The sequence below is a fragment of the Paenibacillus sp. LS-5 genome (assembly GCF_056121505.1).
The window spans coordinates 565641-589198 of the sequence record NZ_JBWAVA010000001.1 but is presented as its reverse complement, the minus strand read 5'-3'; the positions used below and the strand labels follow the sequence as shown (position 1 = coordinate 589198).

Sequence of the window (23558 nt, the reverse complement as noted above, 5' to 3'; positions counted from 1 at the left end):
AAGAAAGCAAAGATTGAAAAACATCATATAGAAGATTTTATTGGAAAGGCTTATATGTCCTTTTGCGTACTGCTATTGATAGTCATCATAATATCGATGGTATATTTTGTGGCGTCCAAGGGTATATCCACCTTCACCAGTGGAGATGTAAAAGTATCTGAATTTCTGTTCGGGACCAAATGGTCACCTGAGGCAGACACGCCTTCATATGGAGCTTTTCCATTTATCGCCGGTTCCTTTCTGGTTACGCTGATTGCTGCACTGATTGCAAGTCCGCTCAGTATCTGTGCTGCACTGTTCATGACTGAGATTGTTCCAGGATGGGGCAAAAAACTGCTGCAGCCGGTAATCGAGCTGTTGTCCGGAATTCCATCTGTCGTGTACGGATTTGTCGGACTGAGTGTCATCGTTCCATTTCTGCGTAATACGTTCCCTGGTCAGGGCATCGGGGTTGCTGCAGGCGCGCTTGTCCTGTCGGTCATGATCCTGCCGACCATTACAAGCGTGGCTGCAGACGCGCTGGCTTCATTGCCGCAAAATCTGAAAGAATCCTCTTTTGCGCTCGGTGCCACGCGGTGGCAGACCATTGCCCGTGTGATTCTCCCCACTACGTTCCCTGCGATTATGACAGGGGTGGTGCTCGGTATGGCTCGTGCATTCGGGGAAGCGCTGGCCGTGCAAATGGTTATCGGGAATGCTCCTTTCGTGCCGCGGTCGCTCTTTGAATCCGCTTCGACCCTCACCAGTGTTATCACACTTAGCATGGGCAACACGACGATGGGTTCCCCGCAAAATAACGCGCTGTGGAGTATGGCGCTGGTTCTTATGCTGATGACATTTGTCTTTGTCCTCCTCGTAAGAATGCTCGAAAGGAGAAATAAAATTTGAAGCCGAGAACTGCAGACAAAATTGCCACAGCGCTGATCGTATTTTTCGCATTACTTATTGTAGCCATCCTGATAGGACTATTGGGATACATTCTGATTCGCGGCCTTAACCACATCAGCTGGGATTTCCTGACCTCTGCTCCGCAGAAGATCCGCGCAGGCGGAGGGGTTGGGCCACAACTCTTCAACTCTATCTACCTGCTGGTCTTAACCCTAATTATTACTGTACCGCTAGGCCTTGGTGCTGGAATCTTCATGGCGGAATATGCCCGCCCAGGCAAGCTGACTAACTTTATCCGTCTGATTGTGGAGGTATTGTCTTCTTTTCCTTCGATCGTTGTCGGATTGTTCGGTCTGCTACTGATCGTGAACACCTTTAATCTAGGGTTCTCCCTGGTCTCCGGTGCACTGGCCCTTACGTTCTTCAATCTGCCGCTGATGGTGCGGATTACGGAACAGGCCTTCCGCACAGTGCCTAAGCAGCAGAAGGAGGCAGGCTTTGCCCTGGGGCTGTCCAAATGGAAAATTGTCACTACGGTGCTGCTCCCAGTCGCATTGCCGACCATAATCACAGGAACGATTCTGTCAGCGGGACGTGTGTTTGGGGAAGCGGCTGCGCTGATGTTCACGGCAGGCATGAGCAGTCCCCGCCTGGATTTCTCTAACTGGAATCCGGCTAGCCCGACTTCGCCTCTCAATCCGTTCCGGCCGGCAGAGACGCTGGCAGTGCATATCTGGAAGGTCAACAGTGAAGGCTTGGCCCCGGATGCCATTCAGATCGCTGCTGGAGCTTCGGCAGTGCTTGTGATTACGGTACTCATCTTTAATCTGGCTGCGCGTTACTTTGGCCGTCTGATCTACCGCAAGCTTACTGCTTCTAAAAGAATGAGCTAACTGCAAGTATACGATGGATTAATAGGAGGAATATGAGATGGGTATTGCGGAACCAGTAGTGCGTGAATCGTTCCAAACCGAGGATTTGAGCATATTTTACGGCACATATGAAGCAGTGAAAGGGATAAGCCTCCCTTTTGCCCAGAATACAGTTACAGCGCTGATCGGCCCTTCGGGCTGCGGCAAATCGACTTTTCTCCGTTCACTCAACCGGATGAATGATGAAATCTCCGGTTCCACCACGAAGGGAAGTATCTGGATTGATGGTGTGGATATCAATGCCCCTGGTACAGATGTGATCAAGCTTCGTCAAAAAATCGGCATGGTCTGGCAAAAGCCGAATCCATTTTACAAGTCGATTTATGAAAACATCGCATTTGGTCCAAAATATCACGGAATCAAGGGTAAAGCGGCTCTCGATGAAATTGTGGAAAGCAGTCTGCGGCGCGCTGCACTATGGGACGAAGTTAAGGACCGCCTGAAGGATTCAGCACTTGCTTTATCCGGTGGACAGCAACAGCGTCTATGTATTGCAAGAGCCTTATCGGTAAATCCGCAGATTCTTCTTCTGGATGAGCCTGCATCGGCTTTGGACCCTGTATCTACCGGTAAAGTCGAAGAGCTGATCAAGGAACTGAAAGAAGATCTGAGAATCGTTATTGTCACACACAATATGCAGCAAGCTGCGCGGATCTCGGATTATACAGCCTATTTCTATCTTGGTTCACTTGTAGAGTACGACAGAACAGAGAAGGTTTTCAGCAATCCCGACAATCAAATGACTCAGGAATATATTATGGGCCGCTTCGGCTGATTCAACGTATATGTAAAAACAGGTATAACCCTTCATGAGAAGGAGTTGTACCTGTTTTTTTGTGTATTTGAAATAAACATCAACAACATGTAAAATCTACTGAAAATGATTATGAACGAATCCAATTCCGCATCTGCCAGCAGTATTGCCGTAATTCATTCCGTTCACGAGATCCTGAAATGTTGAATCGCATTAATCAATGGAAGGATGTATAAGTATGGACAAAAAAGCCAAAAAAGTATTGCAGACAACCTTTTGGTCCGCGGCGGGTTGGAAGAACGTTCCAGCTATTTATACTGGTGAAGACTTTGAATATGCCAGAAGCCAAGGACTAATGTTTGATCCTGTTACAATAACACATGACGAGTGTGTGCGGCGCATTCGAGAGCTTCATAGCACCGTTACCAAAGATCGGGTAGCGACAGCTTTTGTACATAGTCTTTCGCAGCGGAAAGTTCATTTACGGAGTGCTTTGTCCAGCTGGGCGCTGACGTCCGGGTTGGAACAGCATTCCTATGAACAGCACCCGTTGGAGAGAGCCAGTTATAGTTATTGTGGCGATTGTAACACAGTTAAAATCATGTCTGACAAGAATTATGTTAATGCAGACCTGAATGTGCTTAACTTTGAAAGGGTCAAATGGGGCGGAGTCCGTCTTAACCAGCTTTTGTATTGCTGGCTGGATCTTGAACTGCTGAGTAGAGAAGAAGAACTCAGTGTTAGCAGAGAAGATTTGGAAATCCTCAAACGCATGGTTGAAGCCGTGGAAGAGTGTGATCCTGGCGATACGGCACGCAAACTGGAGAAGCGCTGGAAAGACCTGCTCCCGTCAAGTAAATACGAACGAGATGTGATTATGGAGATTTGGGGTTTTGCGGGAATATTGGTGCCGCAGGAAGAGCCCCGGCTGGGGCGCGGTGGAGATAGTGATTTTATCTCTGTTGCCAACTGGCGGGGAGATGATAGGATCTCCTGGGAGAAGCTGGAGTTTTATTTTGGCACCATGCTATAAATGCAAAGAGAGCAAGCTGTGTATCGTCTCGATTAAAACACTTGAAAAACTAATCACATTAGTTTATATTATAACTAATAACATTAGTTTTGGAGGGGATCTTATGAGAACGACTCAAGTAGGCCAATTGCTACAGCTAACCTGGATGCCCGGATTTTTCCCCGTTAACTGTTATCTGGTAGAGGAAGAGGATGGACTAACATTAATAGATGCAGCCTTGCCATTCAGTATGAAGGGTATTATGGCCATAGCTGCAAGACTGAATAAACCGGTGAACCGTATTGTTCTGACACATGCCCATGGTGATCACGTCGGAGCATTGGATGAACTGAAGAAACAGCTTCCGGCAGCGGTGGTGTATATTTCCGAAAGGGATTCTGCCTTGCTTAGAGGTGACCGGTCCTTGAGGGCTGATGAGCTGCAGACGCCAATCAAGGGCAGTGTTCCGACCAGAATCACCACCGTACCGGATATACTGCTGCAGGAGGGCGATACTGTAGGCTCGTTAACAGCCATTGCGACTCCGGGTCATACACCGGGTTCAATGTCTTTTCTGGATCAGCGTAACGGATTCCTTGTGGTTGGAGATGCTTATCAGACCTTCCGCAGAACAGCTGTGTCGGGGACGGTTGTACCGTTGTTTCCTTTTCCCGCCATGGCCACCTGGAATAGAGACAAGGCACTGGAAAGTGCGGTTAAGCTATATAAGCTGTCACCCAAGCTGCTTGCAGCGGGACACGGAAATCTGCTGAAGGCACCGGGTGAACAAATGGAATTGGCAATTCAGCAAGCCGAAAGACTTCAGAAGAAGGCAGGGAACTAAAATGTCACCAAGAGCCGGATTAGACACACATACATTAATACTGGAAGCTGCAGGAATTGCCGATGAGCAAGGAATAGAAGGGGTAACCCTGGCTGCACTCGCAGCCAGGCTGGGCGTTCGTTCACCGTCGTTGTATAATCACATTAACGGGCTTCAGGGATTGCGTTCGTTGCTTGCAGTACACGGTCTTGAATTGTTATATACAGCCATGACTGCAGCTGTTGATGGACTCAGGGGAGATTCAGCTGTACATGCCATGGGACAGGCTTATGTAGACTTTGCCAGGCAGCGTCCCGGATTGTATGAGACAACACTGCGGGCGCCGGAGGAAGGAAATCCGGAGCTGGAGAAGGCGGGCGAGCAGGTACTGTCCTTAATAATTGGAGTGTTGTCCGGCTATGCGCTGGGTACAGAAGGGGAATTGCATGCGGTCCGGGGTCTGCGCAGCTTGCTGCACGGATTCGCGGCCTTGGAGAACAAAGGAGGATTTGGCATGCCTCTGGATACTAACGTCAGCCTAAGCCTGCTGATTAGCACTTTTATTGCAGGGATCCACAGTATGAGATTAGACAAGTAGATGAGTGTTCTAGCAGCAACATTAGGAATTCCGGGAGGTAATATTTGTGAGCAGTCTAGAAGAACAAGGAACAGTCTTGACTTATGAGGAAATGAAAGAGGTTATTGCCAAGCTGGGTATCCTGCCGTTGGCATCACTCATCCCTGAGCATCCATCCGTGACCGGATTAACCAAAGCTGAGAATTGGCATACGGATACGGAGCTGGATCCCTGGTCCTGGCGTGCCCGCTTCCCTGGTGAAGGTGTGGCTGCATACGGAAAGTTCATTCGGAAAAAAGCAATTTTAGTCTCCAGTGAATGGTTCCCGGCTTACGTAGCGGCTACGGGTAGCCCGCGTTCCCTGGAGGAACGTTATGATAGCGGACTGTGCAGCAGGGAAGCATTAACTTTGCTTCAGATCATCCGCGACAATCAGGGAATTGAGACACGTGAACTCCGCACACTGGCGGAAATGAAGGCCAAGGAGAAGAAAACTGCATTTGACAATGCCGTTACAGAACTGCAAGGCACATTGGACATTGTTATTTCCGGGGTTAAGGAACGCCATAATTCGCTTGGCGAGAAAAATGGCTGGAACAGCACTTCTTTTGAAACAGTAAGCCACTGGATGACAGATAATAAGATACCCTTATTTAAAGGTACGAGGGAAGAAGCGGCAACATGGCTGCGTGTGCGTATGGAAGGGAACTGGCATCCCGGCGCTATTAAATGGTTAGAAAAAGTGTTATCCTGGTAATAGATACGGCTGACACTTTCCACAAGCGGAAGGTGTCAGCCGTAAGCGCTTTCTATCAATCATATATAATAAATCAGCCTCTTACAGCATAGGGGCAAGGTAAGCAATCAGGAAATACAGAAACCCAAACAATAGCATAACATAAGCTGTGTACTTGATGGCATTAGAAGCTACGATGCTCGGGTCGACGGGGGCCTTGACATCCGTGCGATCGACTTCAATGGTTTCCAGGTCGTGGGATAATGATTCTTTCATCGGGACAACCTCCTTGGAAATAGAATCCTTAACTGTATTGTGGCATAATTGTGAACTAAATTCAACAATTTTGTGAATAAAGTTTGAACAATATTTCAAATTTAGACAATTCACCTCCTTAATACTAGGTAAACAGGCAAAAAAGACCCTGAAGCTCTCTTTTTCAAGAGAAACTTCAGGGTCTTTAATAATGTGAATGGATTTGTCAAGATCTGTTAGTTAACTTAAGCCCAGTTACCGTTACGGAAGATAGGTTCAGATACTCCATCATCTGTGATCCCATCGATATTCATGTCCGCTGATCCCATCATGAAATCTACATGTGTCAGGCTCTGGTTCATCCCGTGCGCTGCTAGTTCATCTTTGGTCATGGTAGTCCCTTGCTCCAGGGTAAAGGCGTAAGCGGCTCCTATAGCCAGGTGGCAGGAAGCATTTTCATCATAGAGAGTAGTGTAGTAGAGAATGCCGCTTTCCGAGATAGGCGAGTGGTATGGTACCAGGGCGACTTCACCAAAAAATGCTGAACCCTCATCCATTGCGAGGAGCGAGGCTAGCGCTTCCTGACCTTCTTCAGCAGTAAAATCTGTGACTTTGCCATTTTCAAGGGTTAAGGTGAACCGGTCAATAATCTTGCCGCTGTAGCTCAGCGGTTTGGTGCTGCTGACCTTACCGTTAGCCCCGGTCTTAAGCGGAGCGGTGAATACCTCTTCCGTTGGAATGTTAGCCAGAAAAGGAACTCCGCGTCCGTTCACAGCCCCTGCCTGGCACCAGATATGTCCTTCAGGCAGTTCTAGAGTTAGATCAGTGCCTGGGGCGGTGTAGTGCAGCTTGCGATATCTCTTCGCATTCAGAACATCACAGCGTTGTTTCAGGCCGTCCAGATGGAGGCTCCAGGCTTCCACCGGATTCTCCTGGTCTGCTCTGACTGCTTTGAAGATCGCATCCCACAGGAGTTCAACCTGCTGTTCACGCGGAGCGTCCGGGAATACTTTGGCCGCCCAGACAGCAGAAGGGTATGCCACCAGACTCCAGCTCACATGGTTACCCATCAGCATTTCCCGGTAAGGCACCATGGCTTGACCTGCGGTGCGCTGATTATCGGCAATTCGCACAGGATCTATCCCGTTCAGCAAATCCGGATTCGTCGAAATAATCGACAGGAAGGCCGCTCCGTTACGTGCCAGATCTTCCAGCTCATCTGCTTGCCATTTTGGCGGCTCCAGGAAGCTTTCGGATGGAGCCAGCTCATAACGTGTCCGGGTGACAAGCTCATCCGTATAATTTACTTTGACCAGCTTTGCTCCGGCTTCGTAAGCTTGACGCACAACGAGGCGCACCAATTCAGCGGAGGCAATATCAGCGTTGACCACCAGCGTCTGATCTGGTTGAATGTTAATTCCTATTTTTACTGTCAGCAGTGCGTAATTTTCCAGCTTTTGCTTGAAACTCAGCATAGTTACCGCTCCCCTCAATCTCTCTCTTTCGTTAGAACGCCCAGTTTCCCTTAAGGAATACAGGCTCCTTGGTACCCTCAGCGGTAATGCCGTAAATGTCCATCTCTGGAGAGCCGATCATGAAATCAACATGGGTAACACTTGTATTCAAACCGCGTTCAATCAGTTCTTCCTGATTCATATCTTTGCCGCCTTCGAGACAGAAGGCATAGGCTGTGCCGATGGCCAAATGATTAGAGGCATTCTCATCGAACAACGTATTGAAATACAGGATGTTGGATTCGGATATTGGTGATTTATGCGGGACAAGGGCAACTTCACCGAGATATTTCGCGCCTTCATCCAGACTGATGAGATATTCCAGTGCTTCCTGGCCTTGTTCAGCCTTAACGCTGACGATCCGGCCTTGCTCAAAAGTTATAGAGAAGCCATCGATGATGTTCCCGCCGTAGCTAAGCGGTTTGGTGCTTCTGACGGTTCCGTTAACACCGGTTTTGAGCGGGGCTGTGAATACTTCTTCCGTTGGCATATTGGCGACAAAAGAATGACCTTTGGCATTGATGCTGTCTCCTTGAGCCCAAAGATGGCCTTCAGGCAGCTCGATGCTAAGGTCTGTGCCGGGTGCTATGTAATGCAGGCTTTTGTATTTCTTGGCATTCAGGACATTGGCTTTTTGTTCAAGTGTATCCAAGTGCTCCTGCCAGGCAGCTACAGGATCTTCACGATCCAGTCGAACGGTGTGGAAAATTGCATCCCAAAGCTTGCTGATGCGTTCTTCTGCGGGAACCTCCGGGAATACTTTATCTGCCCATGGCTGTGAAGGAATGGCAACAATACTCCAGCTGACTTTATCGGACATTTGCATTTCACGATATTTGGTCAGCGCAGCTCCACGGGTCTTCTGGAAGTTCGCGATACGCTCAGGATCGATGCCTTTGAGTGCGTCTGGATCCTCTGCGATGACATGAAGAAAGGCCGCGCCATTCTCAGCGAATTCGGTCATTTCTCCGGCAAACCAGGTAGGAGCCTTCGTGAACACTTCCGGCGCTGCATGCTCGAACTGCTGGCGGGTAATGAATTCGTCACTCCAGTTGACTTTTACCTGGCTTGCTCCGATGGCATATGCTTTGGCTGTAATCATACGGACGAATTCTGCAGCCGAGATAGGCGCACTCACGACCAGGATTTGTCCGGGTTGAACATTTACACCAATTTGAACCGCCAAATCCGCATATTTACTAAGCTGAGTTTCCAGTTGGCCCATTGCTAATTTCCTCCAATTTCGATTGTATTTAGTCTTTATAGAACGTGAACTTGAGAATGTTAGGCTCATAATAGGGAGATGCCTTGTTATTCAAGGCGATTCCCTATTATCGTTACCAATTCTCAAGTTCATCTTATATAGTATTAAATTATTAACCGCCGGATGAAAAAAGTCAATCGGCTTACATTAGGTAGGGAAAAGCTTTCATCTCATGATATACTAAGGGAAAGTTAGGTTATGATGAAGGGAAGAATAGAACATGAATGTGGAAATAATAAAAGCAGAAATGAAACGCGAGGAAGATCGAAGTTTCGTAGGCAGAACGGTCTTCACACTTGAGAATCACAGTTCCCCATATGAGATCACATTTTTCAGCAAACGCGGTACGGAATGGGATTACAGTCTGAGCTTTGCCGGTGAGCCTGGAAGTGAAGAACAATTCCTGGAAACCGATGCTCTGCTTGAAAGTGATGACGATGTCTATAATCTGCTGCTGGATGCAGCACTGGATACCCAGGAGCTTCCGGAAGAGGCAGAAGAAGAGTAAAAGAAAAATGCGACCTTTCAAGGCATGAGCTTGCCGGGAAAGGTCGCATTTTTCTGTAGATATAGGGTTATAGCCGTGCCGCTTGTATCAGCCTAATGTAATATTACCTTCGGGATAGCGGTATAGGTCTTTACTTCCCTTTGGTTTGAGCGCATAGGCCAACGTCAGCGGGCCTGTCCGGCCGACGAACATCAGGATAATTACTGCCAGCTTGCCAATTGTTGTGAGCTCAGGTGTGAGTCCCATGGTAATGCCAGAAGTTCCAAAAGCGGAGACAGCTTCAAACAGTACCGTCAAGAAATCAGCACTCTCGGTAACCGACAGGAGCATCGTAGCGGATACTACGAGTATAAGCGAGAGTAGGGACATGGTAATGGCCCGATATACATTCTCTTTGGAGATTCGAAGGCGGAATATGACAATTTCATCCTTACCCCGGATCTTGGCGTAAGCTGTACTGACGAGTAGGGCGAAGGTAGTGATTTTGATTCCCCCGCCGGTAGATCCTGGGGCCGCACCAATGAACATCAGAAGGATCATAAGGAACTGGGTAGATTCAAGCAATAACGGAATCTCGATGGTTGTGACGCCGCCTGAACGAGGTGTGATCGCCTGAAGGAAGGACGCCATAATTTTTCCTCCGGGATGCAGAGGCTTTAAGGTGTTGTTCAGCTCCAGCCAGAAAAAGACCATAGCTCCGCCCAGAATTAAAATGACGGAAGTTGAAAGGACGACTTTGGAGTGAAGGGTCAATCGTCTACGATGGGGATAATCAACTACATCAGACAGGACAATAAAGCCAACTCCGCCCAAGAATATCAACACCATAGAGGTCATGTTTACAATCGGGTCTTCGGCATAACGTGTTAATCCACTGAATGGCCCGTGAATATCGCCAAAAAGATCAAAACCTGCATTGTTGAAGATAGATATGCTGTGGAATATCCCATAATAAATTGCTTTACCGAAATTCATGTCCGAATTAAATCTGATGGTAAAAAGGATGGCTCCACAAAGTTGGATGATAAGCGAATATAGCAGTACTCTCTGGATCAGACGGACAATACCCTGGATTGAATTCTGGTTCATGGATTCCTGCAGCAGCAGCCGTTCTTTCAATGAAATCCGCTTGTTGAGCACAAGAGTTATAAGTGTAGCCATGGTAACAAAACCTAGTCCGCCACATTGAAATAATACCAGAAGCACGATTTGTCCGAATACGGTAAGCTCTGTTCCTGTGTCGATAACAGCAAGGCCTGTAACACAGGTTGCTGAGGTCGCCATAAACAATGCATCAATTAAGGAAATTCTCTCCCCGGTGGAAGCCGCCGGGAGACATAGAAATATCGTCCCGATTGAGATCAGCAGCATGAATCCGAGAGATAATATTTTGGGTGGTGTCAGTTTTTGATGTCTGAAAGTTTTCATATCCTGTGCTCATTCTCCTGACGTCTGAGTAAAAGTTGACAAAATTATACCATATCTTCATTTCAATCCTCAAAAAGGGGAGGGATATGACAGAATTTATCGAAATGGTTAAGTAGTCCAAATATATAAGAAGTTTTATAGAGGAGGCATACTGGCTGTGACAAGTCCGATTCTGAATCAGATTGGCGCTGTTTTCATTCCTGTTAGTGATATTGAAAGGTCGAAGAACTGGTATTGCAGTTTATTGGGGCTTCCGCTAGATGGTGAAGTGCTGTTCGGTCATTTGTATGTGATTCCAATGCAGGGGCCCGGTATTGTGCTGGACAGCAGAATCTTCACAACAGAAGCCGTACTGAAGGTTCCTACATTCCACCTGAACACAGAGGATATAGATGCAGCCTATGATTATGTCAAGGAATCCGGAGCAGAGCTGTTGACCGACATTGAGCATGACCACTGGTTTAGTTTCAAAGATCCTGATGGGAATATGCTGATGATATGCCGATGTTAAGGGAAGATGCAGATTAGTTAACTATATTAAATAACGCAGATAATTAATATCATTAAGTATCGTTAAGCCTAAAAATGCCAATCGATTCTTTTGGCTGTTACTGCACGAACAAAGGCGCTCCAAGTTGGAGCGCCTTTTGCAATATTTAATGTAATTAATTATTCCGACTGTACGTCCTGATATTCAGATCCGGTCTGTCCGATTTCAATCTCAACCTTGCGTATCCGGTGACGGTTCATTTCGAGAACGGTTAGTTTTACATGTTCATGAGTCACGCTTTTACCAACAGCAGGTTCCTCCAGATGGCTGTATAGCCATCCTCCGATAGTGGTGACCTCATCGTCATGCAGATCCAGACCAGTCAGTTCCTTAATTTCCTGGACAGAGACGTTACCGTCAAACAGGTAGTGGGATTCACTGAGCTTCTCGATATTGCGGCGTTCGTCAGCGTCGAATTCATCACGGATCTCACCGACAATCTCTTCGAGAATATCCTCGATCGTAATCAGACCGGAGGTACCACCGTATTCATCAAGCAGCAGGGCGATATGCACACGCTCTTTTTGCATGCGGGTCAGCAGTGTTTTCACTGGAGTAACTTCAGATACGGTGAGCAGCGGCAGAATCAGGCTTTTGAAATCGAATTCCGGATTGTTATCGTATTGTAAGTAAAGCTGTTTCGTATTGATCATCCCGATGATGTTGTCTTTACTACCGTCAGCCACGGGAAATCGGGTGTATTGCTCCTTGCGGATGATTTCCAAATTCTCTTTCAGGGAATGGTCGGTGAACAGGCAAACCATGTCTGTCCGAGGTACCATGATCTCTTTGGCCAGCATTTCGTCGAAGGTGAAGATACGGTTTACATAGCCATATTCGGCTTTGTTGATTTTACCGCTCTCATAACTTTCTGAGAGAATCAGACGAATCTCATCTTCGCTATGCGCATCTCCATGCTCGCTTGCCGGCTTCATCCCGAACATGCGGACAAGCAGGTTGGCAGAACCGTTCATCAGCCAAATCAGAGGGTACAATATTTTGTAGAACCAAATAATCAGCGGTGAGGTAATTTGACCGATTTTCTCCGGAATATTGATAGCGGCTGTCTTCGGAGCGAGCTCACCGACTACGACATGCAGGAATGTGGCGATAATGAATGCCAATGCAAAAGCAATGGGCTCACTCACACTGTGGCTGATATGGCCCAGGTCGAACAATGGAAGCAAAAGCTGCTCAAATGCAGGCTCTGCCAAAGCCCCGATCCCCAGTGCTGTAATCGTGATGCCCAGCTGGCAAGCAGACAAATATCCATCCAGATTAGCTGCAACCCTTTGAACCGCCAAGGCATTCTTCTTGCCCTCCAGCACCATCTGGCTAATCTGGCTGCCTCTCAGCCGTACCAATGCAAACTCCGTCGCTACAAAAAATGCGGTTAAAATGATCAAAATTGCCACAAGCGTCAAACTAAGTCCTATACCCATATAATCTTTACCATCCCTCTCGTCGTTAAAATAGGTTATACTCATATTATGAGTTCATATGAACTCATTGTACGAACTTTTCATTATAAAATCAAATGGCGAAGGGGTGCCATATATGGAAGCTTTTACACTCAGCCGGATAGAAATGTCTGAATTATTGCTGTCGCTGAACGGAGCTATAGAACGGAAACCGTTACATATTTTACAGGCTGCCTGGTCAAAATTTCATCATGAAGCAGTGGAAAATGACTCGTCGCTCCCGGCTTTTCTGTCTACAGAGATTCCTCCCATTCTACAAAAGCTGATCAAAGGCGGGAAAGTGAAGGGGTTGTCACTTGGAGAAATCGCTACACTAGGCCACTTGATTGAGTATTCTACACTTTCAGCCACTTCTATGCAGAACTGGGTGAAACGTGATTTCAAAGAATACCTGGGCTCGCCCCGGGAGGGCAAAAAATATTCCGTTAACCAGGCAGCGCTTCTATTTATGATCGATGATCTGAAGGCAGCGCTTGATTTCGAGAGTATCCGCCAGCTGTTCCGGATGCTTTTTCTGGCACCTGAACGGGACGATGACGATCTGGTTGAACCAGCACAGCTGTATCATGCCTATGCGGAGCTTTTTGAGGAGATTAAGAGCAGTCCTGTGTTGCCAGACCAGGGAATCGGTAACCTCAACTCTCAACAGACTTACTCCTCCAAGGCAGACAGGGTGCTTAAAGCCTCGCTCGAAAATATGATGCAACGGTTGAACCATTTGACCAGGTCCCAGCGTCATGCCGTACGGAATATGCTAATGATTGCCGCTATCTCCGTCCAAACCTGCTATTTCCAGGCATTGGCTAGACAATACTGCAACGCAGCGTTATTCCTTGATTTTTGAACCCGGCAAATTTAGAATGTGTAAGTGATACAAGCAATAAATACCAGGTTGATTAGTCGGACTTGGGGAAGAGGTGCATAATGTTAAATAATATGTCGCTGCTGCAAAATCCAAAGCAAAGAAAACTGCTCTTCAGTGCCGGTCTAAGCTGGATGTTTGACGCGATGGATGTGGGAATGATATCTTTTGTCGTTGCGGCGCTTGCCAAGGAATGGGGCCTCGGACCGGAAAAGATCGGATATTTGACGAGCATCAATTCTATAGGTATGGCGGTAGGCGCAGCCGCTGCAGGTATTCTTGCTGACCGTTTCGGTCGTAAGTCGGTTCTACTGTGGACCCTCCTTATTTTCTCGCTGGCCAGTGGGTTATCTGCTTTTGCCGCCGGGTATGCCATGCTGTGCGTACTGCGCTTCATCGCCGGATTTGGGCTTGGCGGAGAGCTTCCTGTCGCCTCAACACTGGTCTCCGAAAGCATGCCAGCGAAGGAAAGAGGACGGGCGGTAGTTCTGCTGGAGAGCTTCTGGGCGGTCGGGTGGATCGTCTCGGCGTTAATCGCTTATTTCGTAATTCCGGATTATGGCTGGAGAATTGCTTTTGCCATTGGTGCGGTACCGGCTCTTTATGCGCTGTACTTGCGACGTGCGATTGATGATTCCCCCCGATTTGCGGAGATTCAGAAGAAAGCACCTGTTCCTCTACGGAGCCGGATAGCCACCGTCTGGTCCGGTGAATACCGTCGTTCAACGGTCATGCTCTGGATTTTGTGGTTCACGGTTGTATTTTCCTATTACGGCATGTTTCTGTGGCTGCCTACGGTCATGGTGATCAAAGGCTTCAGTCTTGTCAGAAGCTTTGAATATGTGCTGATTATGACGCTGGCGCAATTGCCGGGATATTTCACCGCAGCTTATTTCATCGAGAAATTCGGCCGCAAATTTGTGCTTGTGATCTATCTTCTGCTCACTGCGGTCAGTGCTGCTTGGTTCGGGAATTCTGATACCGAGGGCATGCTGATGGCTGCCGGGATCTGCCTGTCGTTCTTCAATCTGGGGGCATGGGGCGGGATGTATGCCTATACACCGGAGCTGTACCCGACAGCCATCCGCTCAACAGGTGCAGGACTAGCGACTTCCTTTGGCCGCATCGGCGGGATTATCGCACCTACGCTAGTGGGCGTTATGGTTGGTAACAGAGTAGGGATCGGTTCGATATTCCTGATCTTTTTCGGTACAATTATTATTGGTGCTTTAGCTGTATTGTTCCTGGGCAAAGAGACGAAAGGGATGGAGCTCAGTTAGTCTCAAATCTTCAGTAGCAGGCTTGATGTTCATCCGTTAAGAATGCTAATATTAATAGTAAGATGTAGACAGCGTTACTTCATACCAGAAGTACACAAACGGTTCCTTCACTACTGTGAACAGGACCGTTTTTTCGTAAGACCCGAATGGGGGTGGAGACTTGAGAAGAGACGGAAATGAGCCGCATTTTACAGAGCTGGTATGGGAGAGTACGGAGCAGAATCTGCCGATTCCTCCACGTACCTCAGCAGAGGCGGGGGTCCCCAAGGCTCCAGCGGTCATACCGAAGAAAAAAGCGCCGGAAGAATCGACCATTCAGCTTCAGTTATGGGATATGGAAGAAACTCAGGAGCCGGTAACTACGACAGAGAGCCAGTTTGTCATCCGGGCCAGGGAACTGGTGGATCATAGGGAAGCAGCGGCGCTGTTTGTTCCTTTCAAAAGCTATTGGCCGACCTATGGTCATATGACCGGGGCACAAAGCCGATGGTATTTCTTTTGGCGGGATGAGGTCAGACAGGGCAGGTATCCTAAGACGGATCTGTCTTATATTTTTCTGCATGTCTATGAGCTGATTAATGGTGTGGGCTGGGACGAGCCCCAGGAGGGATACCGGCAGCTGAATCGGTTATGGGAAGCTTACAGGGATCAATATAAAAGACTTGATCAATACCTGGGCGGATGGATTGCGGATTTCTCATTCGTGCATCATCTGGAGGTTCCGCTGACGGGCATTGTCGCCCGTTCGCGTGGGCTTGCCGGTGATCTGGCTGAGCTTGAACTGGTGCGCTGTTTGACTTCTGCACCGGAGCAGCTGACTTTTGAAGTGCTGACTGTCATGTCCGATTACGATATCAGCAAATCCAAATTCTATGCGGGAGAAGGTAAAGCGGCTGCAGAACGTTATATCCCGCAGGTGGTTGCGCTGATTGATGCCTATGTGACCCGCAAGCATGGCTCCAATCTGATCGGAATGTTTCCTCCGGGTCCGGCAGTAGTTCGTGAGCGTTACCTGTTCCGTAGCGCAGTGTATGACATCTCATTGTACGGTTATTCTGTTCTTGTGCCTGTGGTGAGGATTAGTAAATCTCCTCCACTGCGCAGTCTGATCACACGCCTGTTCCGGCTCACGGAGAATAAGCTGCGGGCGCTGCTGGGCTATCGGGGCAGATTGAAGGATGTAAAGGTTGATGCCGATATGGAAGACTTGGTCAGCCGGTTTCTGCAGCGTGAATTCAAGAAGGCGGAACAGAAGGAAAAGGGCCCGGCGGTTATCATTGATCCCCGGAAGCTGGAGCAGCTTCAAAGCGATTCCGATATTGTGCGGACACTGCTTACGATAGAGGAAAGCGGGCAAGCCCAGGATCAGCTTACTGAGCTTGACGAGGATATAACAGGAGATGCGGGGATTCATGTGTTTGAAGAGACTGTTTCAATGGCAGAGCCGCTGCCAGATTCCGGCAATGATGATTCCGCGATCATGCATCAGTTCGCTGCTGCGCTGACTCCGCTTGAATTCGCTGTCGTCCGTGCTCTGGCAGAAGGCAAAGGAATGAATGCGGTACACCATTTGGCTGCGGCCGGTGGAATGATGACTGAGCTGCTGTTTGACGGGATCAATGAGACTGCGATGAATCTTCTGGGCGATCTGCTGATCGATGATGAAGAGCTGAACGAGGAATTGGTGCCGTTACTGCAATATTTGGGTGGGGTGAATGATTGATGAGTGTACTGAAGATACCAAAGCGGATGACCACTGCGCTGATAAATTCACTGACAGCGGGTGTTGTTCCGCGTATTGGTCTTGAGCATATCGCGGTGGGCCGCCGGCCCGAGGTCGAGGCCATTCTCCGGGATATGGAGAATATCGCCGAAGGCGGCGCAGCCTTCAAGTTGATTACCGGCAAATTCGGCAGCGGCAAAAGCTTCCTGCTGCAGATTATCCGCAACTATGCCATGGACCGGGACTTTGTAGTTGCGGATGCTGACTTGTCCCCTGAAAGGCGCCTGGTGGGTACCAAAGGGCAAGGCCTAGCTACATACAGGGAGCTGATGAGCCATATGTCTACGCGCACACGCCCCGACGGCGGAGCGCTGGAGATGATTCTCCAGAAGTGGATCATAACCCTGCAGCAAGCGGTTATGCAGGAGAAGGGCTATAGTCCGGATGCTCCTCAGCTTGGTGAAGAGGTGGAACAAAGAATCTATACTGTAGCTTCAGAAATGCGGGGTCTGGTGCACGGTTTTGATTTTGCGAAGGTGTTAGCTGCCTACTGGAACGGTCACAAGTTAGCCGATGATGAGCTCAAGCAGGATTCCTTGCGCTGGCTCCGCGGCGAGTTCGCCACCCGTACAGAAGCGCGCAAGGCACTGGGCGTCGGTGTGATTATCGATGATGACAACTGGTACGATTATATGAAGCTATGGGCGGAATTCACGGGTGCCATCGGGTATCAGGGGCTGCTGCTGTTCATTGATGAAGGTGTGAACTTATACAAGATTACGAACAGTATTTCACGCCAGAGCAATTATGAGAAGTTGCTGACCATGTTCAACGATACCATGCAGGGCAAGGCGGAGCGGCTGGGGATCTTTATTGGGGGGACACCGCAATTCGTTGAAGACGGACGCCGCGGGCTGTTCAGTTATGAAGCCCTGCGGTCAAGACTTGTTGCCGGACGCTATGGCGGTACGGGGCTTAATAATTTTACCGGGCCGATTATTTCACTGGATATGCTCTCCCACGAGGAAATTCTGGTGCTGCTGCAGAAGCTGCGGGATATTCATGCCCTTCATTACAGTTATGAGGCCAGGCTGACGCAGGAGCAGCTGGTGCATTTCATGGAAGAGGCCGTAGGCCGCCTCGGAGCGGATGAGCTGCTCACCGCGCGCGAGGTGGTGCGCGATTTCATGGACCTGCTGCATACACTGCACCAGCATCCGGAAATATCATTCGAGAAGCTTGTAGGCGAGCGGACACCTAAGACTGCCGACACGGAGCCGAATGAACTGGACGGATTCCTGGCGGAGTTTGACTTATGAGCAGCAATCCGTTTTACAGGCTGGCTCCATTTATTAAGGAGTTCATCTATAAGAACCGCTGGGAGACGCTGCGTGAGGCTCAGGTGGATGCATGCCGTGTGCTGTTCGATACACCGCATCATCTGCTCATTGCTTCAGGCACGGCTTCCGGCAAGACGGAAGCCGCTTTTTTTCCGGCGCTTACCCAGCTGTATGAAGACCCTTCGGCTTCAGTGGGGATTCTCTACATAGCACCGCTTAAGGCGCTGATCAATGACCAGTTCACCCGGTTGAATGACTTACTCCGCGAAGGGAATATACCGGTCTGGCACTGGCATGGGGATGTACCGCAGGCAGACAAGACGAAGCTGATGCAGAATCCCTCGGGGGTGCTGCAGATCACTCCAGAGTCACTGGAAGGTCTCCTGATGAACCGTCCTAATGCTATTCCGGCATTATTCCATGATCTTCGCTTCATTATAGTCGATGAAGTGCATGCCTTCATGGGAGCGGATCGCGGTATTCAGGTACTCAGCCAGCTCGCGCGCATCAACAGGATGGCTGGCTGCCACCCGCGGCGGATTGGACTTTCTGCCACACTAAGCGATTACGCTTCTGTAACGGAATGGCTGGCGGCGGGTACCCGCGGAAGTGTAGAGGTCTCGGCACCACAGGGGGGGCGTAAGCTTCGCCTTAGTGTCGAGCACTTCTCATTTCCTGATGCGCGGGACGAAGTGCAGGCCGAGCATCTGGAGCGGGCGCGCCAGGCCTATTATGGTTTCATTTATGACCATACGCATCTGAAGAAAGCGCTCATCTTCACCAATAGCCGGACGGATGCCGAGGAGGCGATACTGGAGATGCGGAGGCTCGCCGCGAAGCGCGGCGAGCGCGACGTGTTCCATGTGCATCACGGAAGCATATCCGCGATGCTGCGCGAGGAGACGGAGGCGGCACTCCGTCAGGGGACCGGCCCGGCGGTGGCAGCGGCCACGCTTACGCTGGAGCTGGGCATTGACCTGGGCGAGCTGGAGCGCGTACTGCAGCTTGGCGCACCCTACAGCTGCGCGAGCTTCGTGCAGCGGCTGGGACGTTCAGGGCGGCGGGGAGATGCCGCCTCGGAGATGATCTTCGTCACGCCGGAGGAAGAAGACGAGGAGGCTCAGCTTCCCGCACGGATGCCATGGACGCTACTGCGGGCCATTGCCGTCATAGAGCTCTATGTGCGCGAGAAATGGGTTGAACCGCTGGTCGTACGGCAGCTTCCGGTAGGGCTGCTCTACCATCAGACGATGAGCATCCTGAAGAGCATGGGTGAAGCGGAGCCAGAGGATCTTAAGGCTGCTGTACTTAGTCTTCCTTCATTCAGCAGTATTGAGCCTGCAGATTACGATGCATTCATGGAATATATGATCGGAATGGGCCATATTGAATCCATGGATGAAGGCAACCTGCTGATCGGACTGGCAGGGGAGAAGATCGTTAATAACTTCCGGTTCTATGCCGTATTCAAAGACGATGAGGAACATGTGGTATATAACGGCACTGAGGAGATCGGTTCCATTACAACAGTGCCGCCGCCAGGCTATTGTTTCACCCTTGCGGGCAAGCTCTGGAAGGTGGAAGAGGTAGATAACCGCCATAAGGCCGTGTATGTCAAAGGCTCGCGCGGCAAAGTGGATACCTTATGGTTAGGTGCAGGAGGAGATGTACACACCCGCATTATGACCAAAATCCGTGAGGTACTGGGATCAACGGCACTATATCCTTACCTGGCCCCAAGTGCGGCTGCACGACTTGAACGTGCACGCCGTCTAGCGAAGGAAAGCGGTCTTCTTAAGCATTCCGTGCTTCCTGCCGGCGGCGATTCCATGTTCATCCTGCCTTGGGCAGGGAGCCGTCAGTTCCGGACTCTGGAACGGCTGTTGAAGAATAATCTCAAGGGACCGCTTGGATTGCGTTCCGTGACCCCCATGGAGCCCTATTATATGGTCGTTGCCGGGAAGGCAGATGCAGAAATGCTGGAACAGGAGATTATCACCGAAGCCACAGCCGCATCCAATCCGATCGCTCTCCTCGGGCCGGATGAAGCACCATACCTTGGCAAATATGATGAATTCATTCCGCATGACCTGCTGCGCAAAGCTTTTTCCCTCGACGGCCTGGATGTCCCGGGATTGGTAGAGGTGCTGAAGCAATGGGGGAGAACAGAGTGAAAACGATGTGTATGCAGTGAAATTGACCTATCCAAGCTTGTCTCAAGGATGGGCCGTTAATTCATATATTGAGATCCCCAATACTCCTGCTTTCTTGCGCAGGAGTATTTTTTTGGCATCCCTAGAAAAAACAAACCTTATTTCTGTAGTTCCCACCTTGTTGGAAGCGCTTAAGCAGAAGATAATTAACCTATCACGAACACAGGGGGCATTGATTCATGGTCAACAGAAAAATGAAGACAACATTCACCGTCGCATTAACTGCAGCAATGGCTTTAAGCGTTGCAGCATGCGGCAACTCAAACGACAACAGTAAGAACAACGCAGCGTCAAGTGCAGCACCTGACAGCACCAACAGCACTAACAGCGGTACAGCAGCGAACACGACGAAGAGTGACAAGAAGGTAACCATTACCTTCCAGAATATTTATCCCGATCCAACCACTCCGTCCTACAAAATGGTCCATGAGCTGACTGACCAGTATATGAAGGAGCATCCAAACGTCACCATTGAACTGGATACGCTGAATACCGACCAGCAAAAAGTAAAGCTCAAAACCCAAGCGGCTTCCAAAGAAGTACCTGATATCACAATCGTTAACCCGGCCGCACAAATGAAGCCTTTTGTAGATGCAGGATTGTTCGCACCACTGAACGATATGCTGGATCAGAACGGGCTCAAAGACACGTATCAAACGGGTCTGCTGGACTACTACAGTTTTAATGGCAATATATACGCCTTACCAGACGGCAATAACATCGAAGTGGTCTATTACAACAAAGACTTGTTCGCACAGGCTGGTATCGCTAATACCCCAACAACCTTTGAGGAAATGCTTAAGGACGTGAAGATTCTCAAAGACAAAGGTATTACGCCACTGGCTATCGGTGAAAAAGATTCCTGGACAGGTTCCTTCCTGTTCATGAACATCCTGCTCCGCACTAACGGCGGCCCTGGCTTCCTGCAGGATGTAATGGATGGCAAGAAAACCTTTGAAGATCCTGCTTTCGTAGAAGCTGTAGACGCATTCCAACAGCTGGTTCAAGCAGGTGCGTTCCCTGACGGTGCAACTTCCATTGACGCTAATGCAGGCGGTAACATCTTCAAATCCGGTAAAGCCGCTATGTGGGTGATCGGATCTTGGGAAACAGGCGCAGTTGATGCTTCTTCCGTGGCAGGTAAAGTAGGAGCGTTCCAATTCCCTACGGTTAACGGCAAAGGCGACCCTAACGAATTCATGCTTGCACCAGGCAGCGCATTCGCAGTATCTGCCAACAGCGAACACCTGCAGGAAACTAAAGACTTCCTCAACTTCTTCGCCAGCAATCTACCTAAGAAACAATTTGAACTGAAAAATGCTGTAGGTCTTGGTCAAAAAGTAGACGGCGACTTGAAAGCAGCCGGTTACTCCGATCTGGCAATCACCATTGCCGGTCTGTTCAACCAAGTTAAGGGCGGCGACCTCTCGTTCGACAACACGATGAATCCGGCTACTTCACAGGTGCACCTCAGCAGTATCCAGAACCTGTTCGTACAGAAAATGGATTCCGCTGCAGTAGCCAAAGAACATCAAACCGCATTCGAAGCTAATAAATAAGCAGTTACCATCGTTCACTCTCGGTGCGAAGTAAGCTGAATCCGGCTTCTTCGCACCGATATTTATCCATGAAACAAAACATCTGATATAGACAAAGAATCTGCTTGTTTAGGAGGCGGGAAAGATGAAAGTACTGAAGGTGCCAGCACGCACAATAGCCGTCTTCGTGTTGCCGTGTCTGTTCTTGTACGTGTGCCTTGTGTTTATTCCCATACTGGTTTCACTGTATACAGGTTTATTGAAGTGGGACGGACTCTCGTCTGCCACATTTGTCGGATTCGGCAATTTCAAAGATATGTTTTGGAATGACCCGGTGTTCTGGCCATCTGTAAGAAGAACCTTGCTCTATGCTGTAGCTTCCATGCTGGAAATTCCACTGTGTCTGGGAATGGCTATTTTGCTTAACCGTTATGTCAGAAGAGGCAACACATTGGTTTCGATCTATTTTACACCAGTTATTCTTTCTGTCGTAATTATTGGACAACTGTGGAAAACGATCTATAACCCGGCCTCCATGGGCGGTATGCTCAACGGTGTTCTGATCTCTCTGGGACTGGACAGCTGGACACACAACTGGCTGACCGAGCCCAAAATTGCCATGTTCGCCCTTTATCTCGTATCCCTATGGCAGTTCTTCGGCTACCATCTGCTGATTCAGTACACAGGGGTACAGAATATTCCGGATGAACTTTATGAAGCGGCCAAAATTGACGGGGCGGATGGCTTTAAAGCGGATCGCTATATCACACTTCCGTTGATCGTCCCGATCTTTAAAATATCGATTGTACTGGCGTTTATCGGTTCCCTGCAGGCCTTCGATCTGGTTATGGTAATGACCGCCGGCGGTCCGGCTCATGCAACCGATGTCATCTCTACACATATGTACAATAGCTCATTTATGTCTTTGAAGTATGGCTACGGCAGTGCGATTGCCAGTTTCCTGGTTGTAGTCTGTCTGGTCTTTACCGGATTCATTAATGCGATATTCAACAGACTTGAACGTAAATTCAATTAGAAAAGGAGTGCGCGATCATGCAAAAATTCAAAAAAGGAATCGTGTATCTTCTTTTCGCAATTCCTGTAGTAACCCAGTTATATCCACTGCTCTGGCTAGTACTCTATTCACTGAAGACCAATGAAGAAATTATGGATGGCAGCTTTTTCTCCTTCCCCAAAACCTTTCAATGGCATAACTACAGTGAAGCCTATACTTCAGGCAGTTATCTGAAATACTTATCCAACAGTGTGTTCGTTACCGGCATTACAATGATCTGTGTTATTGTTCTTGCCTCCATGGTAGCGTATGCGATCTCGCGTTTCCGCTGGAAATACGGCAATATCGTCATGACGATCTTCCTAATGGGTATGATGATTCCGATGCAGGCTACGCTGCTGCCGCTGATGATTATTTTCAAGAACATTCACGTTCTGAATACTCATTTGTCGCTGATTCTGCCGTACGTTGCGTTCTCAACACCAATTGCAGTTTTCATCCTGTCCGGGTTTATGAGAGATATTCCCCACGAAATTGAGGAATCGGCATTTATTGATGGAGCAAGCGTATACCGGATTTTCCGTAGCATTATTCTTCCGGTGTCCATCCCGCCGGTGATGACCGTGTGTATCCTGACCTTCATCAACATCTGGAATGAATACATCCTGGCAGCAACCTTTATCTCTTCCGAAAAGCTAAAAACATTACCATTCGGGGTATACACTTTTGTAAGCCAGTATTCCGTTAATTACGGCGACATCGGGGCATTCCTGGTCATGGGCGCGCTGCCGGTTATCCTGATCTACTTCTTCCTGTCCAACAAAATTACCAAAGGAATGGTAGCGGGTGCTGTCAAAGGCTAATC

General features: G+C 48.9%; 22 protein-coding genes. 17 read left to right on the top strand and 5 right to left on the bottom strand.

Annotation, left to right across the window (positions count from 1 at the left end; translation table 11 throughout):
- The first annotated feature begins 12 nt into the window (after positions 1 to 12).
- The 7 genes from pstC (at position 13) to AC0MA3_RS02650 (ending at position 5743) form a co-directional block, all read left to right on the top strand.
- Positions 13 to 888 (top strand): phosphate ABC transporter permease subunit PstC, encoded by an 876-nt coding sequence (pstC, locus tag AC0MA3_RS02680; protein ID WP_379154123.1) that lies wholly within the window; start codon positions 13 to 15, stop codon positions 886 to 888.
- Entirely contained in the window at positions 885 to 1781 is an 897-nt protein-coding gene (gene pstA / locus AC0MA3_RS02675; RefSeq protein ID WP_379152139.1) for a phosphate ABC transporter permease PstA, read from the top strand. The genes pstC and pstA overlap by 4 nt, the downstream gene beginning before the upstream one ends.
- 37 nt (positions 1782 to 1818) lie before the next feature.
- Positions 1819 to 2595 (top strand): phosphate ABC transporter ATP-binding protein PstB, encoded by a 777-nt coding sequence (pstB, locus tag AC0MA3_RS02670; RefSeq protein ID WP_379152142.1) that lies wholly within the window; start codon positions 1819 to 1821, stop codon positions 2593 to 2595.
- Between the two features lie 217 nt (positions 2596 to 2812).
- Positions 2813 to 3607 (top strand): hypothetical protein, encoded by a 795-nt coding sequence (locus AC0MA3_RS02665; protein ID WP_474655077.1) that lies wholly within the window; start codon positions 2813 to 2815, stop codon positions 3605 to 3607.
- Positions 3608 to 3710: 103 nt separating this feature from the next.
- Positions 3711 to 4430 (top strand): MBL fold metallo-hydrolase, encoded by a 720-nt coding sequence (locus AC0MA3_RS02660; protein ID WP_474655076.1) that lies wholly within the window; start codon positions 3711 to 3713, stop codon positions 4428 to 4430.
- 1 nt (position 4431) lies between these two features.
- A complete protein-coding gene (locus tag AC0MA3_RS02655; RefSeq protein ID WP_474655075.1) occupies positions 4432 to 5007 on the top strand; it encodes a TetR/AcrR family transcriptional regulator in 576 nt (191 codons plus the stop codon).
- A gap of 46 nt (positions 5008 to 5053) precedes the next feature.
- Entirely contained in the window at positions 5054 to 5743 is a 690-nt protein-coding gene (locus tag AC0MA3_RS02650; RefSeq protein ID WP_474655074.1) for an AlkZ-related protein, read from the top strand.
- 81 nt (positions 5744 to 5824) lie between these two features.
- On the opposite strand, the gene AC0MA3_RS02645 is transcribed toward AC0MA3_RS02650, so the two are convergent.
- From AC0MA3_RS02645 to AC0MA3_RS02635, 3 genes are all read right to left on the bottom strand, one after another.
- On the bottom strand, positions 5825 to 5998 hold the full coding sequence (locus tag AC0MA3_RS02645; protein WP_379152157.1) for a hypothetical protein: 174 nt from the start codon (positions 5996 to 5998) through the stop codon (positions 5825 to 5827).
- A gap of 224 nt (positions 5999 to 6222) precedes the next feature.
- Positions 6223 to 7452, bottom strand: a complete 1230-nt coding sequence (locus AC0MA3_RS02640) for an aminopeptidase (protein ID WP_474655073.1) — start codon at positions 7450 to 7452, stop codon at positions 6223 to 6225.
- 31 nt (positions 7453 to 7483) lie between these two features.
- Entirely contained in the window at positions 7484 to 8716 is a 1233-nt protein-coding gene (locus AC0MA3_RS02635) for an aminopeptidase (protein ID WP_474655072.1), read from the bottom strand.
- A 259-nt stretch (positions 8717 to 8975) separates the two neighbouring features.
- Between AC0MA3_RS02635 and AC0MA3_RS02630 the strand changes: the two genes are divergently transcribed.
- Complete coding sequence (locus tag AC0MA3_RS02630; protein ID WP_379152166.1) at positions 8976 to 9263, top strand: hypothetical protein; 288 nt, start codon at positions 8976 to 8978, stop codon at positions 9261 to 9263.
- An 87-nt stretch (positions 9264 to 9350) separates the two neighbouring features.
- Here AC0MA3_RS02630 and AC0MA3_RS02625 read toward each other — a convergent pair whose 3' ends face one another.
- A complete protein-coding gene (locus AC0MA3_RS02625; RefSeq protein WP_474655071.1) occupies positions 9351 to 10691 on the bottom strand; it encodes a TrkH family potassium uptake protein in 1341 nt (446 codons plus the stop codon).
- A 157-nt stretch (positions 10692 to 10848) separates the two neighbouring features.
- Between AC0MA3_RS02625 and AC0MA3_RS02620 the strand changes: the two genes are divergently transcribed.
- Positions 10849 to 11202 (top strand): VOC family protein, encoded by a 354-nt coding sequence (locus AC0MA3_RS02620; protein WP_379152172.1) that lies wholly within the window; start codon positions 10849 to 10851, stop codon positions 11200 to 11202.
- A 158-nt stretch (positions 11203 to 11360) separates the two neighbouring features.
- Here AC0MA3_RS02620 and AC0MA3_RS02615 read toward each other — a convergent pair whose 3' ends face one another.
- A complete protein-coding gene (locus tag AC0MA3_RS02615; protein WP_474655169.1) occupies positions 11361 to 12683 on the bottom strand; it encodes a hemolysin family protein in 1323 nt (440 codons plus the stop codon).
- Between the two features lie 115 nt (positions 12684 to 12798).
- On the opposite strand from AC0MA3_RS02615, the gene AC0MA3_RS02610 reads away from it, so the two are divergent.
- The 8 genes from AC0MA3_RS02610 (at position 12799) to AC0MA3_RS02575 (ending at position 23556) form a co-directional block, all read left to right on the top strand.
- A complete protein-coding gene (locus AC0MA3_RS02610; RefSeq protein ID WP_474655070.1) occupies positions 12799 to 13566 on the top strand; it encodes a DUF1836 domain-containing protein in 768 nt (255 codons plus the stop codon).
- A gap of 80 nt (positions 13567 to 13646) precedes the next feature.
- The gene (locus AC0MA3_RS02605) at positions 13647 to 14864 is read left to right on the top strand and encodes an MFS transporter (RefSeq protein ID WP_474655069.1); all 1218 of its coding nucleotides are present in this window, start codon (positions 13647 to 13649) and stop codon (positions 14862 to 14864) included.
- Positions 14865 to 15024: 160 nt separating this feature from the next.
- Positions 15025 to 16587, top strand: coding sequence for a TerB N-terminal domain-containing protein (locus AC0MA3_RS02600; protein ID WP_474655068.1), 1563 nt, complete (start codon positions 15025 to 15027; stop codon positions 16585 to 16587).
- On the top strand, positions 16587 to 17906 hold the full coding sequence (locus AC0MA3_RS02595) for an ATP-binding protein (RefSeq protein WP_474655067.1): 1320 nt from the start codon (positions 16587 to 16589) through the stop codon (positions 17904 to 17906). Before AC0MA3_RS02600 ends, AC0MA3_RS02595 begins: the two co-directional genes overlap by 1 nt.
- A complete protein-coding gene (locus tag AC0MA3_RS02590) occupies positions 17903 to 20101 on the top strand; it encodes a DEAD/DEAH box helicase (protein WP_474655066.1) in 2199 nt (732 codons plus the stop codon). Before AC0MA3_RS02595 ends, AC0MA3_RS02590 begins: the two co-directional genes overlap by 4 nt.
- Positions 20102 to 20319: 218 nt before the next feature.
- On the top strand, positions 20320 to 21699 hold the full coding sequence (locus AC0MA3_RS02585) for an extracellular solute-binding protein (protein ID WP_379152192.1): 1380 nt from the start codon (positions 20320 to 20322) through the stop codon (positions 21697 to 21699).
- 124 nt (positions 21700 to 21823) lie between these two features.
- Positions 21824 to 22714, top strand: coding sequence for a carbohydrate ABC transporter permease (locus AC0MA3_RS02580; RefSeq protein WP_379152195.1), 891 nt, complete (start codon positions 21824 to 21826; stop codon positions 22712 to 22714).
- 17 nt (positions 22715 to 22731) lie between these two features.
- Positions 22732 to 23556, top strand: a complete 825-nt coding sequence (locus AC0MA3_RS02575) for a carbohydrate ABC transporter permease (RefSeq protein WP_379152197.1) — start codon at positions 22732 to 22734, stop codon at positions 23554 to 23556.
- The last annotated feature ends 2 nt before the right edge of the window (positions 23557 to 23558 follow it).

What these genes read in the sequence shown, in the direction of transcription:
- pstB (WP_379152142.1), top strand. Translation starts at nt 1,819, where the DNA reads ATGGGTATTGCGGAACCAGTAGTGCGTGAATCGTTCCAAACCGAGGAT.
- AC0MA3_RS02665 (WP_474655077.1), top strand. Translation starts at nt 2,813, where the DNA reads ATGGACAAAAAAGCCAAAAAAGTATTGCAGACAACCTTTTGGTCCGCG.
- AC0MA3_RS02660 (WP_474655076.1), top strand. Translation starts at nt 3,711, where the DNA reads ATGAGAACGACTCAAGTAGGCCAATTGCTACAGCTAACCTGGATGCCC.
- AC0MA3_RS02655 (WP_474655075.1), top strand. Translation starts at nt 4,432, where the DNA reads ATGTCACCAAGAGCCGGATTAGACACACATACATTAATACTGGAAGCT.
- AC0MA3_RS02645 (WP_379152157.1), bottom strand. Translation starts at nt 5,998, where the DNA reads ATGAAAGAATCATTATCCCACGACCTGGAAACCATTGAAGTCGATCGC.
- AC0MA3_RS02640 (WP_474655073.1), bottom strand. Translation starts at nt 7,452, where the DNA reads ATGCTGAGTTTCAAGCAAAAGCTGGAAAATTACGCACTGCTGACAGTA.
- AC0MA3_RS02635 (WP_474655072.1), bottom strand. Translation starts at nt 8,716, where the DNA reads ATGGGCCAACTGGAAACTCAGCTTAGTAAATATGCGGATTTGGCGGTT.
- AC0MA3_RS02630 (WP_379152166.1), top strand. Translation starts at nt 8,976, where the DNA reads ATGAATGTGGAAATAATAAAAGCAGAAATGAAACGCGAGGAAGATCGA.
- AC0MA3_RS02625 (WP_474655071.1), bottom strand. Translation starts at nt 10,691, where the DNA reads ATGAAAACTTTCAGACATCAAAAACTGACACCACCCAAAATATTATCT.
- AC0MA3_RS02615 (WP_474655169.1), bottom strand. Translation starts at nt 12,683, where the DNA reads ATGGGTATAGGACTTAGTTTGACGCTTGTGGCAATTTTGATCATTTTA.
- AC0MA3_RS02610 (WP_474655070.1), top strand. Translation starts at nt 12,799, where the DNA reads ATGGAAGCTTTTACACTCAGCCGGATAGAAATGTCTGAATTATTGCTG.
- AC0MA3_RS02605 (WP_474655069.1), top strand. Translation starts at nt 13,647, where the DNA reads ATGTTAAATAATATGTCGCTGCTGCAAAATCCAAAGCAAAGAAAACTG.
- AC0MA3_RS02595 (WP_474655067.1), top strand. Translation starts at nt 16,587, where the DNA reads ATGAGTGTACTGAAGATACCAAAGCGGATGACCACTGCGCTGATAAAT.
- AC0MA3_RS02590 (WP_474655066.1), top strand. Translation starts at nt 17,903, where the DNA reads ATGAGCAGCAATCCGTTTTACAGGCTGGCTCCATTTATTAAGGAGTTC.
- AC0MA3_RS02585 (WP_379152192.1), top strand. Translation starts at nt 20,320, where the DNA reads ATGGTCAACAGAAAAATGAAGACAACATTCACCGTCGCATTAACTGCA.
- AC0MA3_RS02580 (WP_379152195.1), top strand. Translation starts at nt 21,824, where the DNA reads ATGAAAGTACTGAAGGTGCCAGCACGCACAATAGCCGTCTTCGTGTTG.
- AC0MA3_RS02575 (WP_379152197.1), top strand. Translation starts at nt 22,732, where the DNA reads ATGCAAAAATTCAAAAAAGGAATCGTGTATCTTCTTTTCGCAATTCCT.